A 17,436-nucleotide genomic window follows, 5' to 3' on the forward strand; every position below is an offset into this window, starting at 1 on the left:
GTCTGGATGTACCGTCAATCTCTTAAGTTGACGAAAAAAAAGAAGGGTTTCCCCTCCTCACCGTGTCGGCCGTGTCCGCAATTGTTGAGCGAGGAAGGCCGTCCCCCCGCTAAGTAACGCCAACACGCCGCTGATCATGACGAGTTCCATCGTAACCCCACCTTCCCGCTGATACCGATTCTCATTATCATCTATACTATATCATAGTTTTTAGTATGAGAACATCACAAAAAAATCCCGCCTCACAGGCGGGATCCGGTCGTTATGCGTTGACGTCGTAACCTTGTTCTTCGATAGCTTCGATCATCGTTTTGACGGAAATCTTATCGTTATGGATGACATCGACCCGGTGATCTTGCAACGAGACGATGGCTGACTCGACGCCTTCTAATTCGGTCAAAGCCCCTTCAACCGCTGCCTTACAATGGTTACATGTCATACCTTCTACTTTCAAGACTGTCTCATTCATTTTTGATGTCCTCCTTGTTTTTTTAATCGCAGTGCGTTCAATACGACCGAAACCGAACTGAACGCCATCGCCGCCCCGGCAATCCATGGAGCGAGCAAACCGGCCGCGGCAATCGGTATACCGAAGCTATTATAGGCGAGCGCCCAAAATAGGTTTTGACGGATGTTTCGCATCGTGAGCGCACTCATCTCGATCGCCCGATCCACGCCTTCGATGTCCCGACCCATGATCGTGACGTCCGCCGCTTCTAAAGCGACGTCCGTCCCGCTGCCGAAGGCGATACCGACGTCCGCGACGGCGAGCGCAGGCGCATCGTTCATCCCGTCACCGACCATGGCGACGCGGCCACGTTGTTTCAGTGCCTCGATGTGGTCTGCCTTCTCGACGGGCAACACCTCGGCAATGACGTTCGCTTCAGCGATGCCTAGTTCACGCGCCACGTCGAGCGCGACTTCTTTTCGGTCTCCCGTCAAGACATACACTTGTCTCGTCGTCGCAAGTCGTTGCACGACTTCCCGGCTACCTTCTTTCAACCGGTCTTGAAGACCGAACGCTGCCACGACTTCAGATTCACTCGCCACGTAAACCGGCGTCATCGCTTGCATGTCCCAATCAGGCAACGTGAATCCGGCCTCGCGCATCATCCGGACCGAACCGATAAGAAGCTCTTTCCCATCGACGACCGCATTCAATCCTCGGCCCGATAATTCTTCGACCCGTTCCACGTGCCCGACGCCGACGCCACGACCGATCGCTTCCGCAAGTGGATGCGTCGACTGACGCTCGGCCATGACCGCCCGTTGTAAGAACGACTCGTCCCCGAACGTCGCCACGACTTCAGGCGTCCCGTTCGTGAGCGTCCCCGTCTTATCGAACACGACGACATCGACACCGTTCAATGATTCGAGTTGACCGCCCCCTTTAAAGAGGACGCCTTGTTCAGCCGCACGGCCGGTCCCGACCATGATCGAGGTCGGGGTCGCAAGTCCGAGTGCACACGGGCAAGCGATGACGAGGACGGCGATTGAAGACCGAATCGCCATATCGAGATCATTAAACCCGAACAACCAAACGGCGAACGTGACGGCACTGATGGCGACGACGATCGGTACGAACACGCCAGAGATTCGGTCGGCCTGCCGTTGAATCGGTGCTTTATCCGTTTGTGCCTGTTCGACGACACGGACGATTTGCGCAAGCATCGTCTCGCTGCCGACACGCTCTGCCGCCATCAAGAAGCGGTGTGTTCGATTGATCGTCCCACCGACGACATCAAAACCGACGCCTTTTTCAGACGGGATCGATTCGCCGGTCAACATCGATTCATCGATGACCGTCTCACCTTCAACGATCTTACCGTCGACCGGCACTTTCTCACCTGGACGGACGACGATCACGTCGCCGACGTTGACAAGGTCGATCGCCACCGACCGCTCTTCCCCGTCGACGAGTAAGATTGCTTCTTTCGCCTGCAGCGACAGAAGCGATTTGAGCGCATCTGTCGTTTTTTCTTTCGCCCGTGCCTCCAACCATTTCCCGAGCAATACGAGCGTGATCAACACAGCGCTCGTCTCGAAGTAAAGGGACGGATTCATCGGATGGATGAGCATTTCGAAAACGGAATAGAAGTAGGCGGCGGATGTCCCCGTCGCGACGAGGACGTCCATATTGGCCGCCCCGCTCTTCAGGCTCTTATACGCCCCTTGATAAAACTGGGCCCCGATCCAAAACTGGACCGGTGTCGCGAGCGCGAATTGCCACCACGGGTTCATGAGCCAATCGGCATGGAACATTAACCCAGGGATATGGGTAATCATGACGAGTAAGAGCGGCGCCGAAAGAAGCGCCGAAATGAGCACTTTCCGTTCTAGTGGGCGGAGGTCATGTTTCGGTGTGCGCTCGACTTTTCGTTCCGCCCCGTAGCCGATCTTCTCGATCCGGGCGATCAGCTCCTCTTCGGTGATGCCGTCCTCGACGCGAATTGTCGCCGTCTCGAGCGGCAAGTTGACGGTCGCATCGACCCCGTCCATCTTATTCAATACTTTCTCGATTCGGGCTGAGCATGCGGCGCATGTCATTCCTTGAATCGACAGTTCGACAGTCTTCATACGAGCACCTCCTTACTTTTTAATGCGGCTGACAATTGTCATCAATTCGTCAATGTATGGATCCATATCTTCCGTTTCACTCGCATGGACCAAGCATTTACGCATATGACGCTCAAGCAGCTGCATCTCGACTTGCTTTAACGCGGCTTGAATAGCCGACGTCTGCGTCAAGATATCGACGCAATATCGGTCGCTCTCGACCATCTTTTGAATCCCACGGACTTGGCCTTCGATCCGGCGCAGCCGTTTACTGAGCGCAACTCGCTCGGCGTCTTCGCGCGGGACGAGCGGCTGTTCGTGCAAGAATTCATCCATTGTTATCACCTCACGTCTAATATACCCCTACCCCGTAATGGTGTCAAACGTATGAAATAAAAAAAGAGCGACAATTGTGTGTCGCCCTTGCTTGATTCAGTTGCGTTGAAACGCTTCGCTTTTCAAAACCGTCCGCAAAATTTTACCGGTCGTATTTCGCGGTAACTCATCGATGATCTCGATGTGGCTCGGCTGTTTATATTTGGCAAGTTTCGTCGCCGCGAACGCGCGGATCTCGTCGACCGAAAGCTCATCGCGGGTGACGATGAACGCCTTCACCGCTTCACCTTGCTCGGCATCGGGCACGCCGATGACGGCAGCCTCGACGATGCCCGGGTGTTGGTACAACACTTCTTCGACTTCCCGCGGGTAGACGTTATAACCACCGACGATGACCATATCCTTTTTCCGGTCGACGATGTAAAAATATCCGTCCTCGTCACGTTTCGCCAAGTCGCCCGTATAGAGCCAGCCGTCCCGAAGCGTCATCGACGTCTCCTCAGGCAGTTTGTAATAGCCTTTCATGACGTTCGGACCGCGGACGATGAGTTCCCCGACTTCGCCGACACCGACTTCTTCGCCGAGCTCGTCGACGATTTTGTTCTCGACGTGGACGATCGACGGACCGATCGATCCCGCTTTCCGTTCCCCGTGGAGCGGGTTGAAACAAGTGACCGGCGACGCCTCTGACAGGCCATACCCTTCGAGGATCTTACACTCGAACTTTTGTTCAAACGATTCGAGCAGTTGGACCGGTAAGCTCGCCCCGCCCGAGACGAAGACGCGGACGTGCTTGAGCGCCGACGCGTAAGCCGGTACTTTCAGCGCCGTTTGTAACAAGAAGTTGTACATCGTCGGCACACCGGCAAAAATGCTGACCTGGTGCTTCGGAATGAGATCGAATACGTCTTGCGGCGAGAACTTCGGCAAGATGATGATCGTCGCCCCGCGCAGGAGCGGCGCGTTGACGATGACCGTCAAACAGAAGACGTGGAACATCGGTAGCGCCGCGAGCGCCTTATCGTCCGGTGTGATCTCGAGATATTCTCCGATTGAGTGCGCGTTCGAGAACAAGTTGAGGTGGGTCAACAGCGCTCCCTTAGGTTTACCTGTCGTCCCGCTCGTATATAAGATGACGGCGACGTCTTGTTCATCGACCTCGACTAGCGCCGTCACGCCCGAGGCGAACGCTTTTGAAAACGGCATAAATTCGATATCCCCTGTGCGCTCGATTGCGGGCACATCCGCATACGGTACCGAGATGACGAGTTTCAACTGCGGCAAGTTCGTGAGCGCCGTTTCGGCTTGCGCGACGAGCGGCGACAAGGCGACGATCGCTTTCACGTCTCCATCGAGTAAAATGTAAGCCATCTCGTCCGGCGTATATGTAGGGTTGATCGGAATGACGATTCCCCCTCGCGCGAGGACCGCAAAATAAGAAATCAAGAACGCCGGGCTATTCCCAAGGACGAGCGCGACGTGGTCCCCTCTGTCGATCCCCTTCTGTTCAAGCGTCGATGCCATCGCTTGGACTTGTCCGAAAAACTGTTCGTAGCTGACCGTGTCCTCCCCGAACACGTAGGCCGCCTTATTTGGATGCGCGGCCACAACCCCTTGTAACGCTGTGACTAAGTTTGCCATGGTAATCCCCCTTTGGAAATGAATGACGATTCACTCTTGAGCCGTAAAAAAGAGCACGGCAACCGCGCTCTTTTTCAGTTACCTCTATTGTACATGAAACATCTCAGGAAGAAAACGCTTTCAAATCCATCGTCTGCAAATGATATAGCCCGGCCCGGCTTTGGACGTGAACAAGCGCTTGCAACGCTTCGTCGTCCATGAGCAGATCATCGATCAACTTATGGAACGTCTGTTTCTTCTCGTCAGTCGTCGCTGTGATGATAAAGATCAGTTCTGCACAGACCGATTCCCCGGCGATCGTCCGCACGTCGAACGGACGGTTCAAGTGGAGCAGCGTGATGCCATCGCGCTTTGAGACCTGGTTCGGCACGTCGATGACAGCGACCGGGATGGCGACGTCCGTCACTCCGGACGGGATCGTGCGCTCCTGCTCGATGATGACTTGCGCGAACGTATCATCGACAATTCCTTTTCCTTCTAGCTCAAGACCAATCGCGAGCATGGCTCGCTCGAACGTCGGTTGATCGGTCACCCACATCCAGTTCGTGTCCATCCATTCTGTGATGAAACGGCACATCTTCATTCCTCCTATTGGCTCATCTCCGTTAACGAAAGCGCTTGCAATAATTATGATACGCCTTCCCGCAACGACTCGCAACGCTACACACGAGGTTTCACGAAAACGCCAAAAAGGATGGTCTCTGAAACAGACCATCCTCCTGCAAAATCGCCTCAGCTAATGAGATCGACCAATTCTTCTAAGTCGACGTTACCGAAGTAATGCTTGACGTCGAGGTGTGACAATTGTTCCCGAATCGCGACCCGTTCGAACCGCGTCCCGACGAGTGCCTGCTCGACGTCGTGGATATCACCAACGCCGAAGAAGTCGCCGTAGATTTTCGCTTCCGTGATCGTCCCTTTATTGACGTTCAAACGAACGTCAATCGTGCCGATCGGGAAACGACGCTTCGATTCGACATCGAACTTCGGTGACTTCCCGAAGTTCCAGTCCCAGTTCGCGTAGCGTTCTTTCGAGATGTCTTGAACGATTTCCCAGTCCTCGTCACGGAGCACGTAACGTTCCGGGTCTTGACCATCATAGATCGAGTGGAGAAGCGCCTCGACGAACCGTTCCATCTCCATCTCTTCTTCTAAAAATTCCGTGATGTTGGCGACTCGGCTCCGAACCGACTTGATGCCTTTTGAGCGCATCTTCTCTTCCGAGACGTTGAGCGAGTTGACGACTTCCTCGATGTTCGAGTTGAACATGAGCGTCCCGTGGCTGAACATGCGACCACGCGTCGTGAATTGGGCGTTCCCGCTGATTTTCCGTTCGCCGACTTGAATATCGTTACGACCGGTCAATTCTGCTTCGACACCGAGTTGTTTGAGCGCATCGACGATCGGCTGTGTGAACTTCTTGTAGTTATTGAACGAATTGCCGTCATCTTTCGTGATGAAGCTGAAGTTCAAGTTGCCTTCGTCGTGATAGACGGCACCGCCGCCAGACAAGCGACGGACGACGTCGATCCCGTTCTCTTCGATATACTTCAAGTTGACTTCTTCTGACGTGTTCTGGTTTTTGCCGATGATGATCGACGGGCCGTTAATATAGAACAAGAAGTAGTCCTCATGCTCGACGTTCAAATGCTTGAGGATATACTCCTCGACCGCCAAGTTGAGTTTTGGGTCCCGGATGTCCGGGTTAAAGATAAATTTCACAGTCGGTTTCCTCCTAATCGGATGTTCGTTAGTTGTATTATACGAGACGAATCACCCGCTCTACAACTTGTTTACTTCCACTCACCGCTCATGATGCGCTTCAACGCGTTCGCGACGCCATACTCATCATGACGTTCCGTGACGTGGTGGCTGATGGCAATTAACTCCTCGTGACTGTTGCCCATCGCAATCGCTTTGCCGGCGACTTCAAACATCGGCACGTCGTTCAAGTTGTCACCGATGACGACGACTTCTGACAAATCGACACCGAAGTGCTCGGCGAGCTTCTTGACGCCGTGACCTTTGTCGGCCCCGTTCGCCATCACTTCGATGTTGTCGTTCCCCGATGACGTGACGTATACCCCGTCGACACGCTCATCGATTTCAGTCCATAGTGATGACATCTTCTCAAAATGACTTGAGAACGCGATGAATTTATAGACGCGTCCGGCCTCGTTTTTGATGAAGTCCTCGATGTCCTCGACGAGACGGACGTCTTCGTTGACGTAATAGCGCTTCCGGAAGAACTCATACATCTCGAGCGACCGGTCGTCACCATTTTGCTTCAAGTTTTCCATCGTCGCTTCAATCAAATCGAGGCGACTTGCGACAAGTCCCGCTTCCGAATACATCTCATAAAAGATATCCGAATACTTATGGTCTTGATGAAGCACCGACACGACTTCGAGCGCTTCTTCTACCGTCAAATCGATTTCATGGAGCACCTCTCCCGTTTCAGTCAAGACGCGGCCCCCGTTTGACGAGACGATCGGGCACGTGAGACCGGCTTCATCGAGAATTCCTTTCGCGTTGAAGTAATTGCGTCCCGTCGCAATCGCAAAGCGAATCCCTTGCGCTTCGGCGGCGCGGACGATTTCCGCCGTCTCCGGTGCGATTTTTGTGTGGTTGTGCAGAATCGTGCCATCCATATCGGATACGAACAGTTTATACGTTGTCATCAACATCCACTCCCTCTTTTTCTCTTTCGCTTCTAACTATAACAAAAAGAGAGGCCGACGGAAAAATCCGACACCGCTCTTCACAAATCCTTAACCAAGTTCTGCTAACTGTTTGATCTGCTCGTGGACGCTCTTAATACAGTCCGGCATACCGATCCCGTCGTAGGCGATCCCCGCGAGCAGCACGCCCGGATAAACTCGGCTCATCTCGGCCCGAAGCGCTCGCACCCGGTCGGCGTGGAAGACCGCGTACGGTGGCAATCCGTCCCGCAGCCGGCTGACGACCGCCTGGAGCGGTGCGGCTTTGATGTTCATCAAACCGCCCAAGTCATGCAGCGCTGTCGCCACAATGTCCTCATCCGGCGCATCGACGATCTCGTCAGCACCCGGACGACCGAGGAAGACACGGAGAACGTGATAGCCGTCTGGCACGGCGTGTGGCCATTTTTGATCGATGAACGTACACGCCGTGATCATCACGTCCGCTTCTTGGCTCGTGACGAAGCCCGTACCGACGAACGGGAGCTCGATATCTGTCTCTTTAAAGACGAGTGAGCACGTCGCGGTCGCATGCGGCTTCATATCGGCCAAGAAATCACTGTCGACTTTCGGTAAGAACTGACGAATGAGACGCGGCGGGACCGTCATCACGAGACGCTCTGAATCCATATCGCCACGATTCGTGAGCAGACGATAGCCTGTCTCCGTCTCCTCGACTTGTTCGACCGAACAGTTCAAGATGACCTCTGTCCGCTCGAGCCGTTCCGCGAGACGGTCCGTCAGCGACTTCAAACCTCGCCGGAGCGAAGCGAACTGTCCGACTTTCTTCGCGCCGACTTCAGCGACACGCTGTTCGGGACGAAGATGGCGCATCCCTTCATATAGACTGCCGTACTTCTTCTCACCTTCGATAAACTGCGGGAACGTCGACAGCGCACTCATCTTGTCGATATCGCCGGCATAAATGCCCGACAATAGCGGCTCGATCAATCGGTCGACAATCGGATCCCCGACCCGTTCTCGAAGATAGAGGCCGAGTGAGACGTCCGTCTCCGGGGGCGTGATGTCCGGGGGCGACAACAGCATGGCCCGCAATGCCGCGTGCTCGTCTTCTGACAAGAGCGACGTCTGCTTGAACACGTCGACGTCGAGTGGGATGCCCATCACCGTCTGTTTCGGAATCGGATGTAACCCGTCATGATGCAAGACGTACGCTTGGCCGACCCCGTTCCGGACGAGCTCGTCCCCGAGACCGACGTCATGGATCAACTCGGTCATCGCCGTCTTCCTGAACACGTAAGAGTCAGGACCGCGCTCGACCGCGAATTCACCGGTCTCGAACGTATCGATTTTTCCGCCTAACCGGTCATTCGCCTCTAACAGCGTGATCGACACGTCTTCCGGCAAATAACGCTCGGCATAAAAAGCGGCGGTGAGACCTGTGATCCCACCACCGACAATCGTCAAATTACGCATGATGCACGATCACGCTTTCCATCCGATCTGCGACGGCTTCGATGAAGCTCCGCTCTGCGTTTGGCATGTTTGGACGTGCGTAGTGAACGCCAAGGCGGTCACAAACGACTTTACATTCCACGTCGTTGTCGAAGAGCACTTCGAGGTGGTCAGCGACAAAACCGACCGGCGTATAGACAAACGCCTCGTAGCCATGTTTTTCGTGAAGTTCAGCCGTCAAATCTTGGACGTCCGGCCCGATCCAAGGATCCGGCGTGTTGCCTTCAGACTGCCAACCGACCTCATAGTTGATGACACCGGCAGCTTGCGCGATCTTGTCTGCCGTCTCTTTCAACTGATCCGGGTACGGATCGCCACCGGCCAAAATCTTCTCTGGCAAGCTATGCGCCGACACGATCAAGCACGCCTTTTCGGCTGGGACCGGCAAGTTCGCGAACGTGTCTTTGATCGCTTCGGCCCACCAATTGATAAATTTCGGCTCATCGTACCACGACTCGACCGAACGGATCTCGATGTCGTATTTCGCCGCTTCTTCATGGGCGCGTCCGTTGTAAGACTTGACGCTATATGACGAATAATGAGGGGCAAGAACGACTGAGACCGCTTCTTTAATGCCGTCGTTCGCCATTTGCGCGACCGCATCCTCGACGAACGGTTCGATGTGCTTGAGACCGATATATAATTTGAAGTCGATTTCACCAGCGTGACGCTCGTTCAAAATGTCTCGAAGCGTCTCCGCTTGGTCAATCGTGATCTTCGCGAGCGGAGATACGCCCCCGATCGCCTCATAACGTTCCGTCAAGTCTTGGAGCGCTTCCGGTGCCGGCTTGCGTCCGTAACGGATGTGCGTATAATATCGTTCAATGTCTTCCGGTTTATATGGTGTTCCATAAGCCATTACGAGTAATCCGACTGTTTTCATGATGATTTGCCTCCCATTTTTTCACGTGAATAGTCATGGATAAATGCCGTCAATTTGACGAGTACGGCCGGGTCGACTTCTGGGAACACCCCATGTCCCAAGTTGAAGACGTAGCCCGGTTGTTTCATCCCTTCATCGAGGATTTCTTTCACTTTCTCCTCGATGACCGGCCATGGTGCCAGCAAGAACGACGGGTCCAAGTTTCCTTGCACCGCTTTCGTAATGCCGCGATCGCGCGCTTCTTGAACCGACAAGCGCCAGTCGAGCCCGACGACGTCGATTGGCTGATCCTGCCATTCTTCTACAAGATGGCTCGCTCCGACACCGTGCATGATGAGCGGGATGTCGAGCGTGCGCAATTCAGTGAAGATGCGCTCAGTCGTCGGTTTAATGTAGCGGACATAATCTTTGCGGCTGAGCGTCCCGACCCATGAATCGAACAATTGGAACGCTTGGATCCCGGCCTCAGCTTGCGCTTTGGCGTACGTGATGACCATGTCTCCAAGTTTGTCCATGAGCGCGTTCCAAACGTCCGGCTCAGCGTACATGAGTGCTTTTGTCCGATGATAGCTTTTCGATGGACCGCCTTCAATCATATAGCTCGCAAGCGTGAACGGCGCTCCCGAGAATCCGATGAGCGGCACTTCAAGACGCTCCCGGAGCAAACGGATCGTCTCGAGCACGTACGAGATGTCGTCGATATTCAGCGGTTTCAAGCGCTCGACGTCCTCCATCGTCCGATACGGATTATCGATGACCGGGCCAATCCCGCTCTTAATTTCTACATCGACACCCATCGATGGGAGTGGTGTCATAATATCTTTGTACAGAATGGCCGCGTCGACTCCAAGTTGCTTGACCGGGAGTTCTGTCACGTAGGCGCATAGTTCTGAATCGTGTGTGATTTCGAACAACGTCCTCGTTTTCTTGATCTCACGATATTCTGGTTGGTAGCGTCCGGCTTGGCGCATATACCAGACCGGAACATAGTCTGTCGCCTCTCCTCGAAACGCCTTCAAAATAGTATCGTTCATACGTCGCGTCATTCCCCTCTATAATTCTCCTACACTCTTCTTCTATAGGTATGTGAACTCAAAAACATTATACAGAAATTAATTAGAATAATGCTAATGTGAAGCATTTTCATTGTGTTTTCATTGTGTCATTTCTTTGTCGGGTACGTGCGGAACGCCGAATTGAGCTGACCCCGGATCAAATCGTCACGCTGTCTCGTCGACAGACGTTTCTCGCGCTCTTTAATGTCTTGAATCCGCCATCCGTCCTCAAGCTTCGACGCCACGTCGATCAACCGTTCGACGTCATGGAAAGAATATTTACGTGAGCCTCCCTTTGTCCGTTCCGGGAAGACGAGTCCTTTCGCCTCATAATAGCGCACTTGTCGTTCAGAAAGCCCGGTCAGTTCGGTAATGATGCCCATTCCAATCACTTTCTTCGACTTGTAGTCCATCGTCCGCCATCTCCCTTCTCAAAAAAACTATGTCAGATAATCTGACAAATTGCAATCCAACCCGTTCATTTCGTCTTAAACTGAAACCAACTTTTGAAATCACACTTGCTAAAAGGAGGAATCGCAACATGGAAGAAATTATGTATTATATGGACACGCTGTTCGTACTCATCGCTGCACTGCTCGTCTTGACGATGCAACTTGGTTTCGGCTTACTCGAGACTGGGACGCTCCGGGCTAAAAACGCCGGGCATGTCGCTGTCAAACAAATCATCAGCCTCTCTGTGGCGGCAATCGCCTTTTGGGCCGTCGGGTTCGGCCTCTCATTCGGGGATGGTACCCGCTGGTTCGGGACTGAAGGATTCTTTTTAAACGGATCGTTCACGAGCCTCGACTGGGCCAACGTCTCGCTCGACATTAAATTCTTGTTCCAATTGTCATTCGTCGCCGTTGCGCTCGCAATCGCTTGGGGCGGATTTGCGGAACGGGCTAAACTGTCGGCTTACGTCTTATTCGGTATCTTCTTCGTCGCCATTCTCTATCCGATCGTCGCTCGCTCGGTTTGGGCGGGTGGACTCCTCGGCTCAATGGGGATGCAAGACTTCGCAGGTTCAGCCGTCGTCCACCTCCAAGGTGGGATGGCCGCCCTCATGGCGACGATCATCTTGAAACCACGACGGAAAACAGAATCACTCGCCGGTCATAACCACGTCTTGACGGTCGTCGGCGGACTCGTCCTTTGGCTCTGCTGGTTCGGGTTCAACGCGGGATCGACAATGTCGGTTGCTGACGGATTCTTCGGTTATGTCGCTCTTACGACGATGCTCGCTACGGCTGCCGGTGCGCTCGGCGCGCTCGCCATCGTCATGATCCACAAGAAGACGGCCGACATCCCTTCAGTCGTCAACGGTGTTCTCGGGGCGCTCGTCGCCATCACAGCCGCTTGTGCCTTTGTCGAACCATGGGCCGCTGTCGTCATCGGCGCCCTAGCTTCCATCGCAACATACGGCACGAGTATCCTCATGGCGAAATATATCGATGACCCACTCTGTGCCTTCTCGGTCCACGGTGTCGCTGGCATCATCGGAACACTCGCACTCGGGTTCTTCGCATCACCGCGTCTCGTCGAGATCACCGGCATCGGTTCGGCCGGCCTCTTCTACGGTGGCGGCTTGTCACAACTCGGCGTCCAGGCGCTTGGTGTCTTGATCGCAATGGTCATCGCCGGAGGCGGAAGCTACGTCTTCTTAAAACTACTCGACGTGACGATCGGTCTCCGTGTCACTGAAGAGCAAGAAGACGTCGGACTCGATATCGCCGAGCACGGTGTATCGGCGTACGGTGAAATCGATTCGGAAACTAACACCCCGGCTCGCCTGCCGAAGATTCTCGGCTCGAGCGTGTCGGTCATGTCACCAAAAAAATAATAGCAGTCAAAGGGCCACCCTCCATATGCGGAAGGGTGGCCCTTATTCATTTCAACCGCCCTAAATAGTAACGGATGACGAGATAGCCGAGCACGACTCCCGCGACCGCGTCAACTCTAGCACCGAACACGACCGACCCAACCGTCAGGACGACCAACTGACCAATCAGCAAGCGGTTCATCCACCATTTGTAACCCGCCAGCCGTTCAAGACGCGTGATCGGCAACCATGAAGCGATCGACATCGTATCGAGCCGTTTGAAGAGCGGCACGAGTTGGAGTGCGGTCAAACCGACGAACAGCGGGACGACCAAGCCGACATACCAGCCACCCGACAGCCACATGACGATGAACGCCACGACAGAAAGGCGGAACACGAGGTCGAGCGAGTCTTTCGAACGGATGACGCGTAAGCCATAGACATAACGCGCGGCATCCGCGCGTCTGAGCACCGAACGCTCGAGCGTTCGCACGATGACACTTCTCTCCTTCACTTCTTCCCGCATCGCCGGCAAGTCGACGAACCAACTGATGACACGGTCGAACTGCGCCTTGCTCTTCTGCTCGAGCGTGAGCCAATCAAGGAGCGGGATGCGGTCGTGCCGTCTTAGATGAAGCAAGACAAGCGCGACAAGCGCCGGCACCGGCGTCAATAACGGGACACCGAAAATCATGATGACTCCACTCGCGAGCGCACTGAAGAGCACCACATTTGAGATCAGTTCGAGCTTTGCGAGGCGACCCGCCACCGAAAGCAACACGCTCGCTGCGACGATGGCGCCTACTTCTGCCGGCGTGAGCGCTTGCGTCCGGACGATGAGCGGCAAGACCACGAGCATGACAACGAGCGCCCGAACGCTCGCGAACACGACGTTGAACAGACGAACCCCGTTCATATACGAACGGATATCCCCGAGCTCCGGCAACAAAAACACTTGATCCGCTTCTTGAAGCAACGTCCGCGGCCGATGCCCGAGCGGCAAGAACAAGAACACGAGCGCGACGATCCATTCGCTCGGAAACGCCGGGTCGAGTCCGTTTAAAAATTGATTGTAGACGAACCCCCCGTAAATGAGCGTGAAGTAGAGCGTGAACAAGAGACCCCCGTTCGCCACATAGCGGCTATACTTCACGACTTCTTCCATCCAACTACTAAACCGCGCGTTGAACACCCTCATTGCGCCCGCTCCTCAGCCTCGATCGCCTCGACATAAATGTCATCGAGCGTTGCGTCAGGACGGAGCGCATATTTTTCACGCAACTGCGCTGCCGTACCGGTCGCGATCACGACTCCTTGATGGAGAAACACGAACCGGTCACAGTGACGTTCCGCCGTCTCGAGGATGTGCGTCGACATGAGAATCGCACACTCTTGTTTATACTCATCAAACAGGCGGAGCAGTTGACGGATTGCGAGCGGGTCGAGCCCGACGAACGGTTCGTCGACGATCAAGAGCGGCGTCTTCGTCACGAGCGCGCTCAGGATCATCGCTTTTTGGCGCATCCCTTTCGAGAAGACGGATGGGAACCAGTCCAACTGTTTCTCCATGCGCATGTCGCGGGCCAAGCGTTCCGTCCGCATCTCGAGGTCACGGCTGTCAATCTCGTACGCTTTCCCCATCAACAACAAATGTTCACGTAACGTCAACGTGTCATACAAAATCGGCGTCTCAGGTATATAACTTATTTTCTTGCGATAATTTTTTTCAGACGATTGCAACGTTTCGCCGTCGACTTCGACCGATCCCGAAATCGGTTCAAGCAATCCTAAAATATGTTTAATCGTCGTCGACTTCCCGGCACCGTTTAGCCCTATCAGCCCGACGAGCTCACCTTTTTTTACTTCAAACGAAACATCATGCAGCACTTGTTTACCTATATAACCGCCGTTCAAGTGTTCGACGTGTAACATGAAAACTCCACCCCTTATTTTCAACTTTTTTTTGTGATATATGTTTTAAAAATTGTCACATGGGAATATTCTCTACTGTAAGGCATTTTAAAAACTTATTCATCACTTCCATTGTTCCATAAAATTGTTATTAAGAACAATGGACAAAACAGAGAGGAGAATGTTTGCATGGGTTTTATTCTTTATTTGATCGTCGGAGGTATCATCGGTTGGTTAGCAGGTCTTATTTTAGGTAAAGACGTACCAGGCGGCGTCATCGGTAACATCATCGCCGGTATCATTGGTGCTTGGCTTGGCGGATTGATCTTCCCTGATTTCGGACCAATCATCGCTGACATCGCGATTATTCCAGCACTTCTTGGTGCGATTATCTTGATCTTGATCGTATCGTTCGTTATGAAATCAATGAACAAAAAGCGCTAATCCAGTGCTACAAAAACGGGACCCTCGACACGAGGGTCCCGTTTTTTTCGTTCAACTTAACAATAAATACATCGCCCCGTCGCGTTCGATGAAGCGTTTTTCCGTTTCTAGGCCGAGCAGCGTGAAAATCGATTCGAACAGCGAGCGATCGTAACGCCACTCGATCCCAAGCTCTGTCTCGATTCGTTCATTCGGTTCACCGAGGAGGGCGACCATATCGTCCGTCCGTTTGTCCAAATCGATGTCGATTTGGTTCACTTTCTTTTTAACAAATGTCACATCCATACCGGCATACCGCCACACGTCGCCGTCCCGTTCAAGCGGTTCACCGAGCTGTCCGACGACCGTTTTCTCCCGCTTGTTCATAACCGACTCAATCGTTTCAAGCGAATGCCCGGTCCTCGCCTCGACTTCAATCTCGATCAGCTCGACCCGCTCGATATCGAACTGACCGGCAATCGTCTCGTTCGCTTCGGGCTGTAGCGCGAAAGCGAGCTGTTCCTCCCGAACGAGCGTCACCGTCTCCGTTCGCGTGACGGTCTCCCCGTTCACGACCGCGACGGCTTTGACGTCGTACCGGCCTGGCATCCGCTCGACCGTCAGGCTGTCGCCCGCCGCATCAATCCGGCCTACTTGTGTCCCATCGACCCATATGTTCGTCAACGGCACGTCTGACGTCGCAACGAACGTTTGCGGTAACAGCTCAATTCGATAATCCGCAAAGCCGAACCGGCCGTCTCCCGTATCAAGCAAGCGGAACAACCCGACTGACTCCATACCTTGACGTTCATCGGCGCGGTCCGCCGCCACCTCAGAGATCGCCTCACCTCGAATCGACTTCTCTTCGTTCAGCCAACGCATGAACCGGAGTGCCTCGGCGCGCGTGAGCGGCTCAGTCTCATATTCAACCGTCTGCTCAAAGAAAGCGACGTCTTCCGTCAACAGAGCCTCTTTAAATCGAACGTGGATTTGCGCGTTCGCCTCCGCCGGCTTATAGCCCCATATATAGATTGCCCCCGTCGCTAAGACGAGCAAAACGGCTAGGACGATGACGAGGCGAATCTTGCGCTGCCTTGTCGTCTTTTTCGATCGTTCATACGCCATTCTCTCCACTCCTATCACTTTCTCTTGTCCTTCTATTGTAGGATGACGTGAGAACGAGGACAATCATTCTTTCGCCTGAACTTCCGTGTTATGATGAAATCGATCAGTCATTTCATGAATGGAGGAAATACGATGCATACCGATGCCAATTGTATCTTTTGTAAAATCGTCAACAACGACATCCCTTCTTACAAGGTGTACGAAGATGATGACGTCGTCGCTTTTCTCGACATTTCCCAAGTGACGAAAGGCCATACCCTCGTCATCCCGAAACATCATGCCAAAAACATTTACGAACTGCCGAGTGACGTCGCAAGTGACGTCTTTAAAGCGGTCCCGGGAATCGCGAGCGCGCTTCAACGCGAGACGGGCGCGATCGGGATGAACGTCCTCTCGAACGCCGAAGAGATCGCCGGTCAGACGGTGTACCATTTCCATATTCACTTGCTTCCACGCTACGGCCAAGAAGACGGCTTCGATGCGAAATGGGAAACCCATAACGATGCGTACACGCCAGAAGAAATGAACACGCTCGCGGCTCAAATCAAACAACGTGTTTGAACAAAATAAGCGGACCAGACTCCTCCGAGAGCCTGGTCCGCTTTCATGTCTTTCATGACGAGTTGATCGAATTGAAGTGCCGCTTCCGCTCTTCTTCAATTTGAGCCCGCTCTATTTGCAATTTGATCGCCTGCTCATACAGTTGCTGACGAGATTTGACAGACTCCGCTTGTTCGAACTCTTTTCTTAATTCATTTAGACGGGTGTCGATTTCAAAAAGTCGCTTTTCAAGCAAAGTTTGTTTACGCGTCTGTTCGTTCTGTTCTGACGCTTCGTATCCCGCCTCGAGTGCTTCCATTATTTTATGTGCCCAAGGGTCATCTCCCAGTTGTTTCGCCGCGTTGTACAAGTCTAGCATGTCATCGAACCAACGCTTTTGCTTGTCCACTGGAGGTCACCTTCCTTTGACCTCATTTTAAAATAAAATGATTTTTCGGTCAAAATTGAATGTTCTGAAAAATTTTATTTGAGATATAGGTTTTTAATCTCTCTTTTTTGGTAAAATAATATGAAAAGAATGTATTCTAGCATTATCGTGCTTGAGGAGGGGAATGTATTGTCGAGTCACAATCGTCGCGAGTGGGTTGCTTTTGGCTTTGTCGTAGCGTTTTTAGGCGTGGCGACAGTGAAAAAGATTGCTCGTGGAACGGCCAACGATGCCGCATCGAATCAGCATCGGGCGTCTACAATCACTACGTTGAAAGAACAATTCCAAAAAGTTGCCAAAGATGCTTCACAAGTGGTGGCGGCTGGTAAGTTGCAAGGCAAAGAATTGACGGATCAAGTGAAAGCCGAGGTCGAACGCTATCAACAAGACATTCAGCCTTCAATCGAGCAGATCCAAGGAAACCTAAACGAGCTTTCAAACGTACAGTCAGATATGACCGAAGCGAAAGCGAAGAAGACCGACTGACCGGTCTTTAGGCATCG

The 17,436-nt window shown here is 53.2% G+C and carries 19 protein-coding genes; 4 read left to right on the top strand and 15 right to left on the bottom strand.

Annotated features, from left to right (window positions below; all coding sequences use genetic code 11):
• Nucleotides 1-262: 262 nt before the first annotated feature.
• The 11 genes from EVJ32_RS09925 to EVJ32_RS09975 all read right to left on the bottom strand — a co-directional run bounded on the left by EVJ32_RS09925 (nucleotide 263) and on the right by EVJ32_RS09975 (nucleotide 11,080).
• Nucleotides 263-469 carry a cation transporter gene (locus tag EVJ32_RS09925; RefSeq protein ID WP_131458109.1) on the bottom strand — a complete coding sequence of 69 codons (207 nt, stop codon included), beginning with the start codon at nucleotides 467-469 and terminating at the stop codon, nucleotides 263-265.
• Nucleotides 466-2,577 (bottom strand): heavy metal translocating P-type ATPase, encoded by a 2,112-nt coding sequence (locus tag EVJ32_RS09930; RefSeq protein WP_131458110.1) that lies wholly within the window; start codon nucleotides 2,575-2,577, stop codon nucleotides 466-468. The genes EVJ32_RS09925 and EVJ32_RS09930 overlap by 4 nt, the downstream gene beginning before the upstream one ends.
• 12 nt (nucleotides 2,578-2,589) lie before the next feature.
• Nucleotides 2,590-2,892: a metal-sensitive transcriptional regulator gene (locus tag EVJ32_RS09935; RefSeq protein ID WP_070327854.1), complete on the bottom strand. Its 303-nt coding sequence runs from the start codon at nucleotides 2,890-2,892 to the stop codon at nucleotides 2,590-2,592.
• 96 nt (nucleotides 2,893-2,988) lie between these two features.
• Nucleotides 2,989-4,533, bottom strand: a complete 1,545-nt coding sequence (locus EVJ32_RS09940) for a long-chain-fatty-acid--CoA ligase (protein WP_131458111.1) — start codon at nucleotides 4,531-4,533, stop codon at nucleotides 2,989-2,991.
• Nucleotides 4,534-4,636: 103 nt separating this feature from the next.
• Nucleotides 4,637-5,110, bottom strand: coding sequence for a PTS sugar transporter subunit IIA (locus EVJ32_RS09945; protein ID WP_236634118.1), 474 nt, complete (start codon nucleotides 5,108-5,110; stop codon nucleotides 4,637-4,639).
• A 155-nt stretch (nucleotides 5,111-5,265) separates the two neighbouring features.
• Nucleotides 5,266-6,255, bottom strand: coding sequence for a lipoate--protein ligase (gene lplA / locus EVJ32_RS09950; protein WP_131458113.1), 990 nt, complete (start codon nucleotides 6,253-6,255; stop codon nucleotides 5,266-5,268).
• Between the two features lie 71 nt (nucleotides 6,256-6,326).
• Complete coding sequence (locus EVJ32_RS09955) at nucleotides 6,327-7,220, bottom strand: Cof-type HAD-IIB family hydrolase (RefSeq protein WP_131458114.1); 894 nt, start codon at nucleotides 7,218-7,220, stop codon at nucleotides 6,327-6,329.
• Between the two features lie 84 nt (nucleotides 7,221-7,304).
• Entirely contained in the window at nucleotides 7,305-8,690 is a 1,386-nt protein-coding gene (gene hemG, locus EVJ32_RS09960; RefSeq protein ID WP_131458115.1) for a protoporphyrinogen oxidase, read from the bottom strand.
• On the bottom strand, nucleotides 8,683-9,612 hold the full coding sequence (gene hemH / locus EVJ32_RS09965) for a ferrochelatase (RefSeq protein ID WP_131458116.1): 930 nt from the start codon (nucleotides 9,610-9,612) through the stop codon (nucleotides 8,683-8,685). Before hemH ends, hemG begins: the two co-directional genes overlap by 8 nt.
• Nucleotides 9,609-10,658: a uroporphyrinogen decarboxylase gene (hemE, locus tag EVJ32_RS09970; RefSeq protein WP_131458117.1), complete on the bottom strand. Its 1,050-nt coding sequence runs from the start codon at nucleotides 10,656-10,658 to the stop codon at nucleotides 9,609-9,611. Before hemE ends, hemH begins: the two co-directional genes overlap by 4 nt.
• Before the next feature lie 116 nt (nucleotides 10,659-10,774).
• Nucleotides 10,775-11,080, bottom strand: a complete 306-nt coding sequence (locus EVJ32_RS09975; RefSeq protein WP_131458118.1) for a MerR family transcriptional regulator — start codon at nucleotides 11,078-11,080, stop codon at nucleotides 10,775-10,777.
• 128 nt (nucleotides 11,081-11,208) lie between these two features.
• On the opposite strand from EVJ32_RS09975, the gene EVJ32_RS09980 reads away from it, so the two are divergent.
• Complete coding sequence (locus tag EVJ32_RS09980) at nucleotides 11,209-12,507, top strand: ammonium transporter (RefSeq protein WP_131458119.1); 1,299 nt, start codon at nucleotides 11,209-11,211, stop codon at nucleotides 12,505-12,507.
• A gap of 46 nt (nucleotides 12,508-12,553) precedes the next feature.
• Here EVJ32_RS09980 and EVJ32_RS09985 read toward each other — a convergent pair whose 3' ends face one another.
• Both EVJ32_RS09985 and EVJ32_RS09990 read right to left on the bottom strand, forming a co-directional pair.
• Nucleotides 12,554-13,684 (bottom strand): ABC transporter permease, encoded by a 1,131-nt coding sequence (locus tag EVJ32_RS09985; RefSeq protein WP_131458120.1) that lies wholly within the window; start codon nucleotides 13,682-13,684, stop codon nucleotides 12,554-12,556.
• A complete protein-coding gene (locus tag EVJ32_RS09990) occupies nucleotides 13,681-14,418 on the bottom strand; it encodes an ABC transporter ATP-binding protein (protein WP_070327865.1) in 738 nt (245 codons plus the stop codon). Before EVJ32_RS09990 ends, EVJ32_RS09985 begins: the two co-directional genes overlap by 4 nt.
• A 168-nt stretch (nucleotides 14,419-14,586) precedes the next feature.
• On the opposite strand from EVJ32_RS09990, the gene EVJ32_RS09995 reads away from it, so the two are divergent.
• The gene (locus EVJ32_RS09995) at nucleotides 14,587-14,841 is read left to right on the top strand and encodes a GlsB/YeaQ/YmgE family stress response membrane protein (RefSeq protein WP_070327866.1); all 255 of its coding nucleotides are present in this window, start codon (nucleotides 14,587-14,589) and stop codon (nucleotides 14,839-14,841) included.
• 51 nt (nucleotides 14,842-14,892) lie between these two features.
• On the opposite strand, the gene EVJ32_RS10000 is transcribed toward EVJ32_RS09995, so the two are convergent.
• On the bottom strand, nucleotides 14,893-15,945 hold the full coding sequence (locus tag EVJ32_RS10000; protein WP_131458121.1) for a hypothetical protein: 1,053 nt from the start codon (nucleotides 15,943-15,945) through the stop codon (nucleotides 14,893-14,895).
• A 132-nt stretch (nucleotides 15,946-16,077) separates the two neighbouring features.
• On the opposite strand from EVJ32_RS10000, the gene EVJ32_RS10005 reads away from it, so the two are divergent.
• Nucleotides 16,078-16,506 carry an HIT family protein gene (locus tag EVJ32_RS10005; RefSeq protein ID WP_131458122.1) on the top strand — a complete coding sequence of 143 codons (429 nt, stop codon included), beginning with the start codon at nucleotides 16,078-16,080 and terminating at the stop codon, nucleotides 16,504-16,506.
• Between the two features lie 52 nt (nucleotides 16,507-16,558).
• Here the strand turns inward: EVJ32_RS10005 and EVJ32_RS10010 are convergent, their stop codons facing one another.
• On the bottom strand, nucleotides 16,559-16,894 hold the full coding sequence (locus EVJ32_RS10010) for a hypothetical protein (RefSeq protein ID WP_131458123.1): 336 nt from the start codon (nucleotides 16,892-16,894) through the stop codon (nucleotides 16,559-16,561).
• Between the two features lie 168 nt (nucleotides 16,895-17,062).
• On the opposite strand from EVJ32_RS10010, the gene EVJ32_RS10015 reads away from it, so the two are divergent.
• Complete coding sequence (locus EVJ32_RS10015) at nucleotides 17,063-17,419, top strand: hypothetical protein (protein WP_233589624.1); 357 nt, start codon at nucleotides 17,063-17,065, stop codon at nucleotides 17,417-17,419.
• Nucleotides 17,420-17,436 lie beyond the last annotated feature (17 nt).

It is taken from the genome of Exiguobacterium sp. SH5S4, from assembly GCF_004337045.1.
GTDB classification, from domain to species: domain Bacteria; phylum Bacillota; class Bacilli; order Exiguobacteriales; family Exiguobacteriaceae; genus Exiguobacterium; species Exiguobacterium aurantiacum_A.

Excerpts from the sequence above, each read along its gene's own strand:
- hemH (WP_131458116.1), bottom strand. The coding sequence starts at position 9,612 with ATGAAAACAGTCGGATTACTCGTAATGGCTTATGGAACACCATATAAA.
- EVJ32_RS09935 (WP_070327854.1), bottom strand. The coding sequence starts at position 2,892 with ATGGATGAATTCTTGCACGAACAGCCGCTCGTCCCGCGCGAAGACGCC.
- EVJ32_RS09925 (WP_131458109.1), bottom strand. The coding sequence starts at position 469 with ATGAATGAGACAGTCTTGAAAGTAGAAGGTATGACATGTAACCATTGT.
- EVJ32_RS09930 (WP_131458110.1), bottom strand. The coding sequence starts at position 2,577 with ATGAAGACTGTCGAACTGTCGATTCAAGGAATGACATGCGCCGCATGC.
- EVJ32_RS09990 (WP_070327865.1), bottom strand. The coding sequence starts at position 14,418 with ATGTTACACGTCGAACACTTGAACGGCGGTTATATAGGTAAACAAGTG.
- EVJ32_RS09980 (WP_131458119.1), top strand. The coding sequence starts at position 11,209 with ATGGAAGAAATTATGTATTATATGGACACGCTGTTCGTACTCATCGCT.
- EVJ32_RS10000 (WP_131458121.1), bottom strand. The coding sequence starts at position 15,945 with ATGGCGTATGAACGATCGAAAAAGACGACAAGGCAGCGCAAGATTCGC.
- EVJ32_RS09940 (WP_131458111.1), bottom strand. The coding sequence starts at position 4,533 with ATGGCAAACTTAGTCACAGCGTTACAAGGGGTTGTGGCCGCGCATCCA.
- EVJ32_RS09995 (WP_070327866.1), top strand. The coding sequence starts at position 14,587 with ATGGGTTTTATTCTTTATTTGATCGTCGGAGGTATCATCGGTTGGTTA.
- EVJ32_RS09955 (WP_131458114.1), bottom strand. The coding sequence starts at position 7,220 with ATGTTGATGACAACGTATAAACTGTTCGTATCCGATATGGATGGCACG.
- hemG (WP_131458115.1), bottom strand. The coding sequence starts at position 8,690 with ATGCGTAATTTGACGATTGTCGGTGGTGGGATCACAGGTCTCACCGCC.
- EVJ32_RS10005 (WP_131458122.1), top strand. The coding sequence starts at position 16,078 with ATGCATACCGATGCCAATTGTATCTTTTGTAAAATCGTCAACAACGAC.
- hemE (WP_131458117.1), bottom strand. The coding sequence starts at position 10,658 with ATGACGCGACGTATGAACGATACTATTTTGAAGGCGTTTCGAGGAGAG.
- EVJ32_RS09945 (WP_236634118.1), bottom strand. The coding sequence starts at position 5,110 with ATGTGCCGTTTCATCACAGAATGGATGGACACGAACTGGATGTGGGTG.
- EVJ32_RS09975 (WP_131458118.1), bottom strand. The coding sequence starts at position 11,080 with ATGGACTACAAGTCGAAGAAAGTGATTGGAATGGGCATCATTACCGAA.
- EVJ32_RS09985 (WP_131458120.1), bottom strand. The coding sequence starts at position 13,684 with ATGAGGGTGTTCAACGCGCGGTTTAGTAGTTGGATGGAAGAAGTCGTG.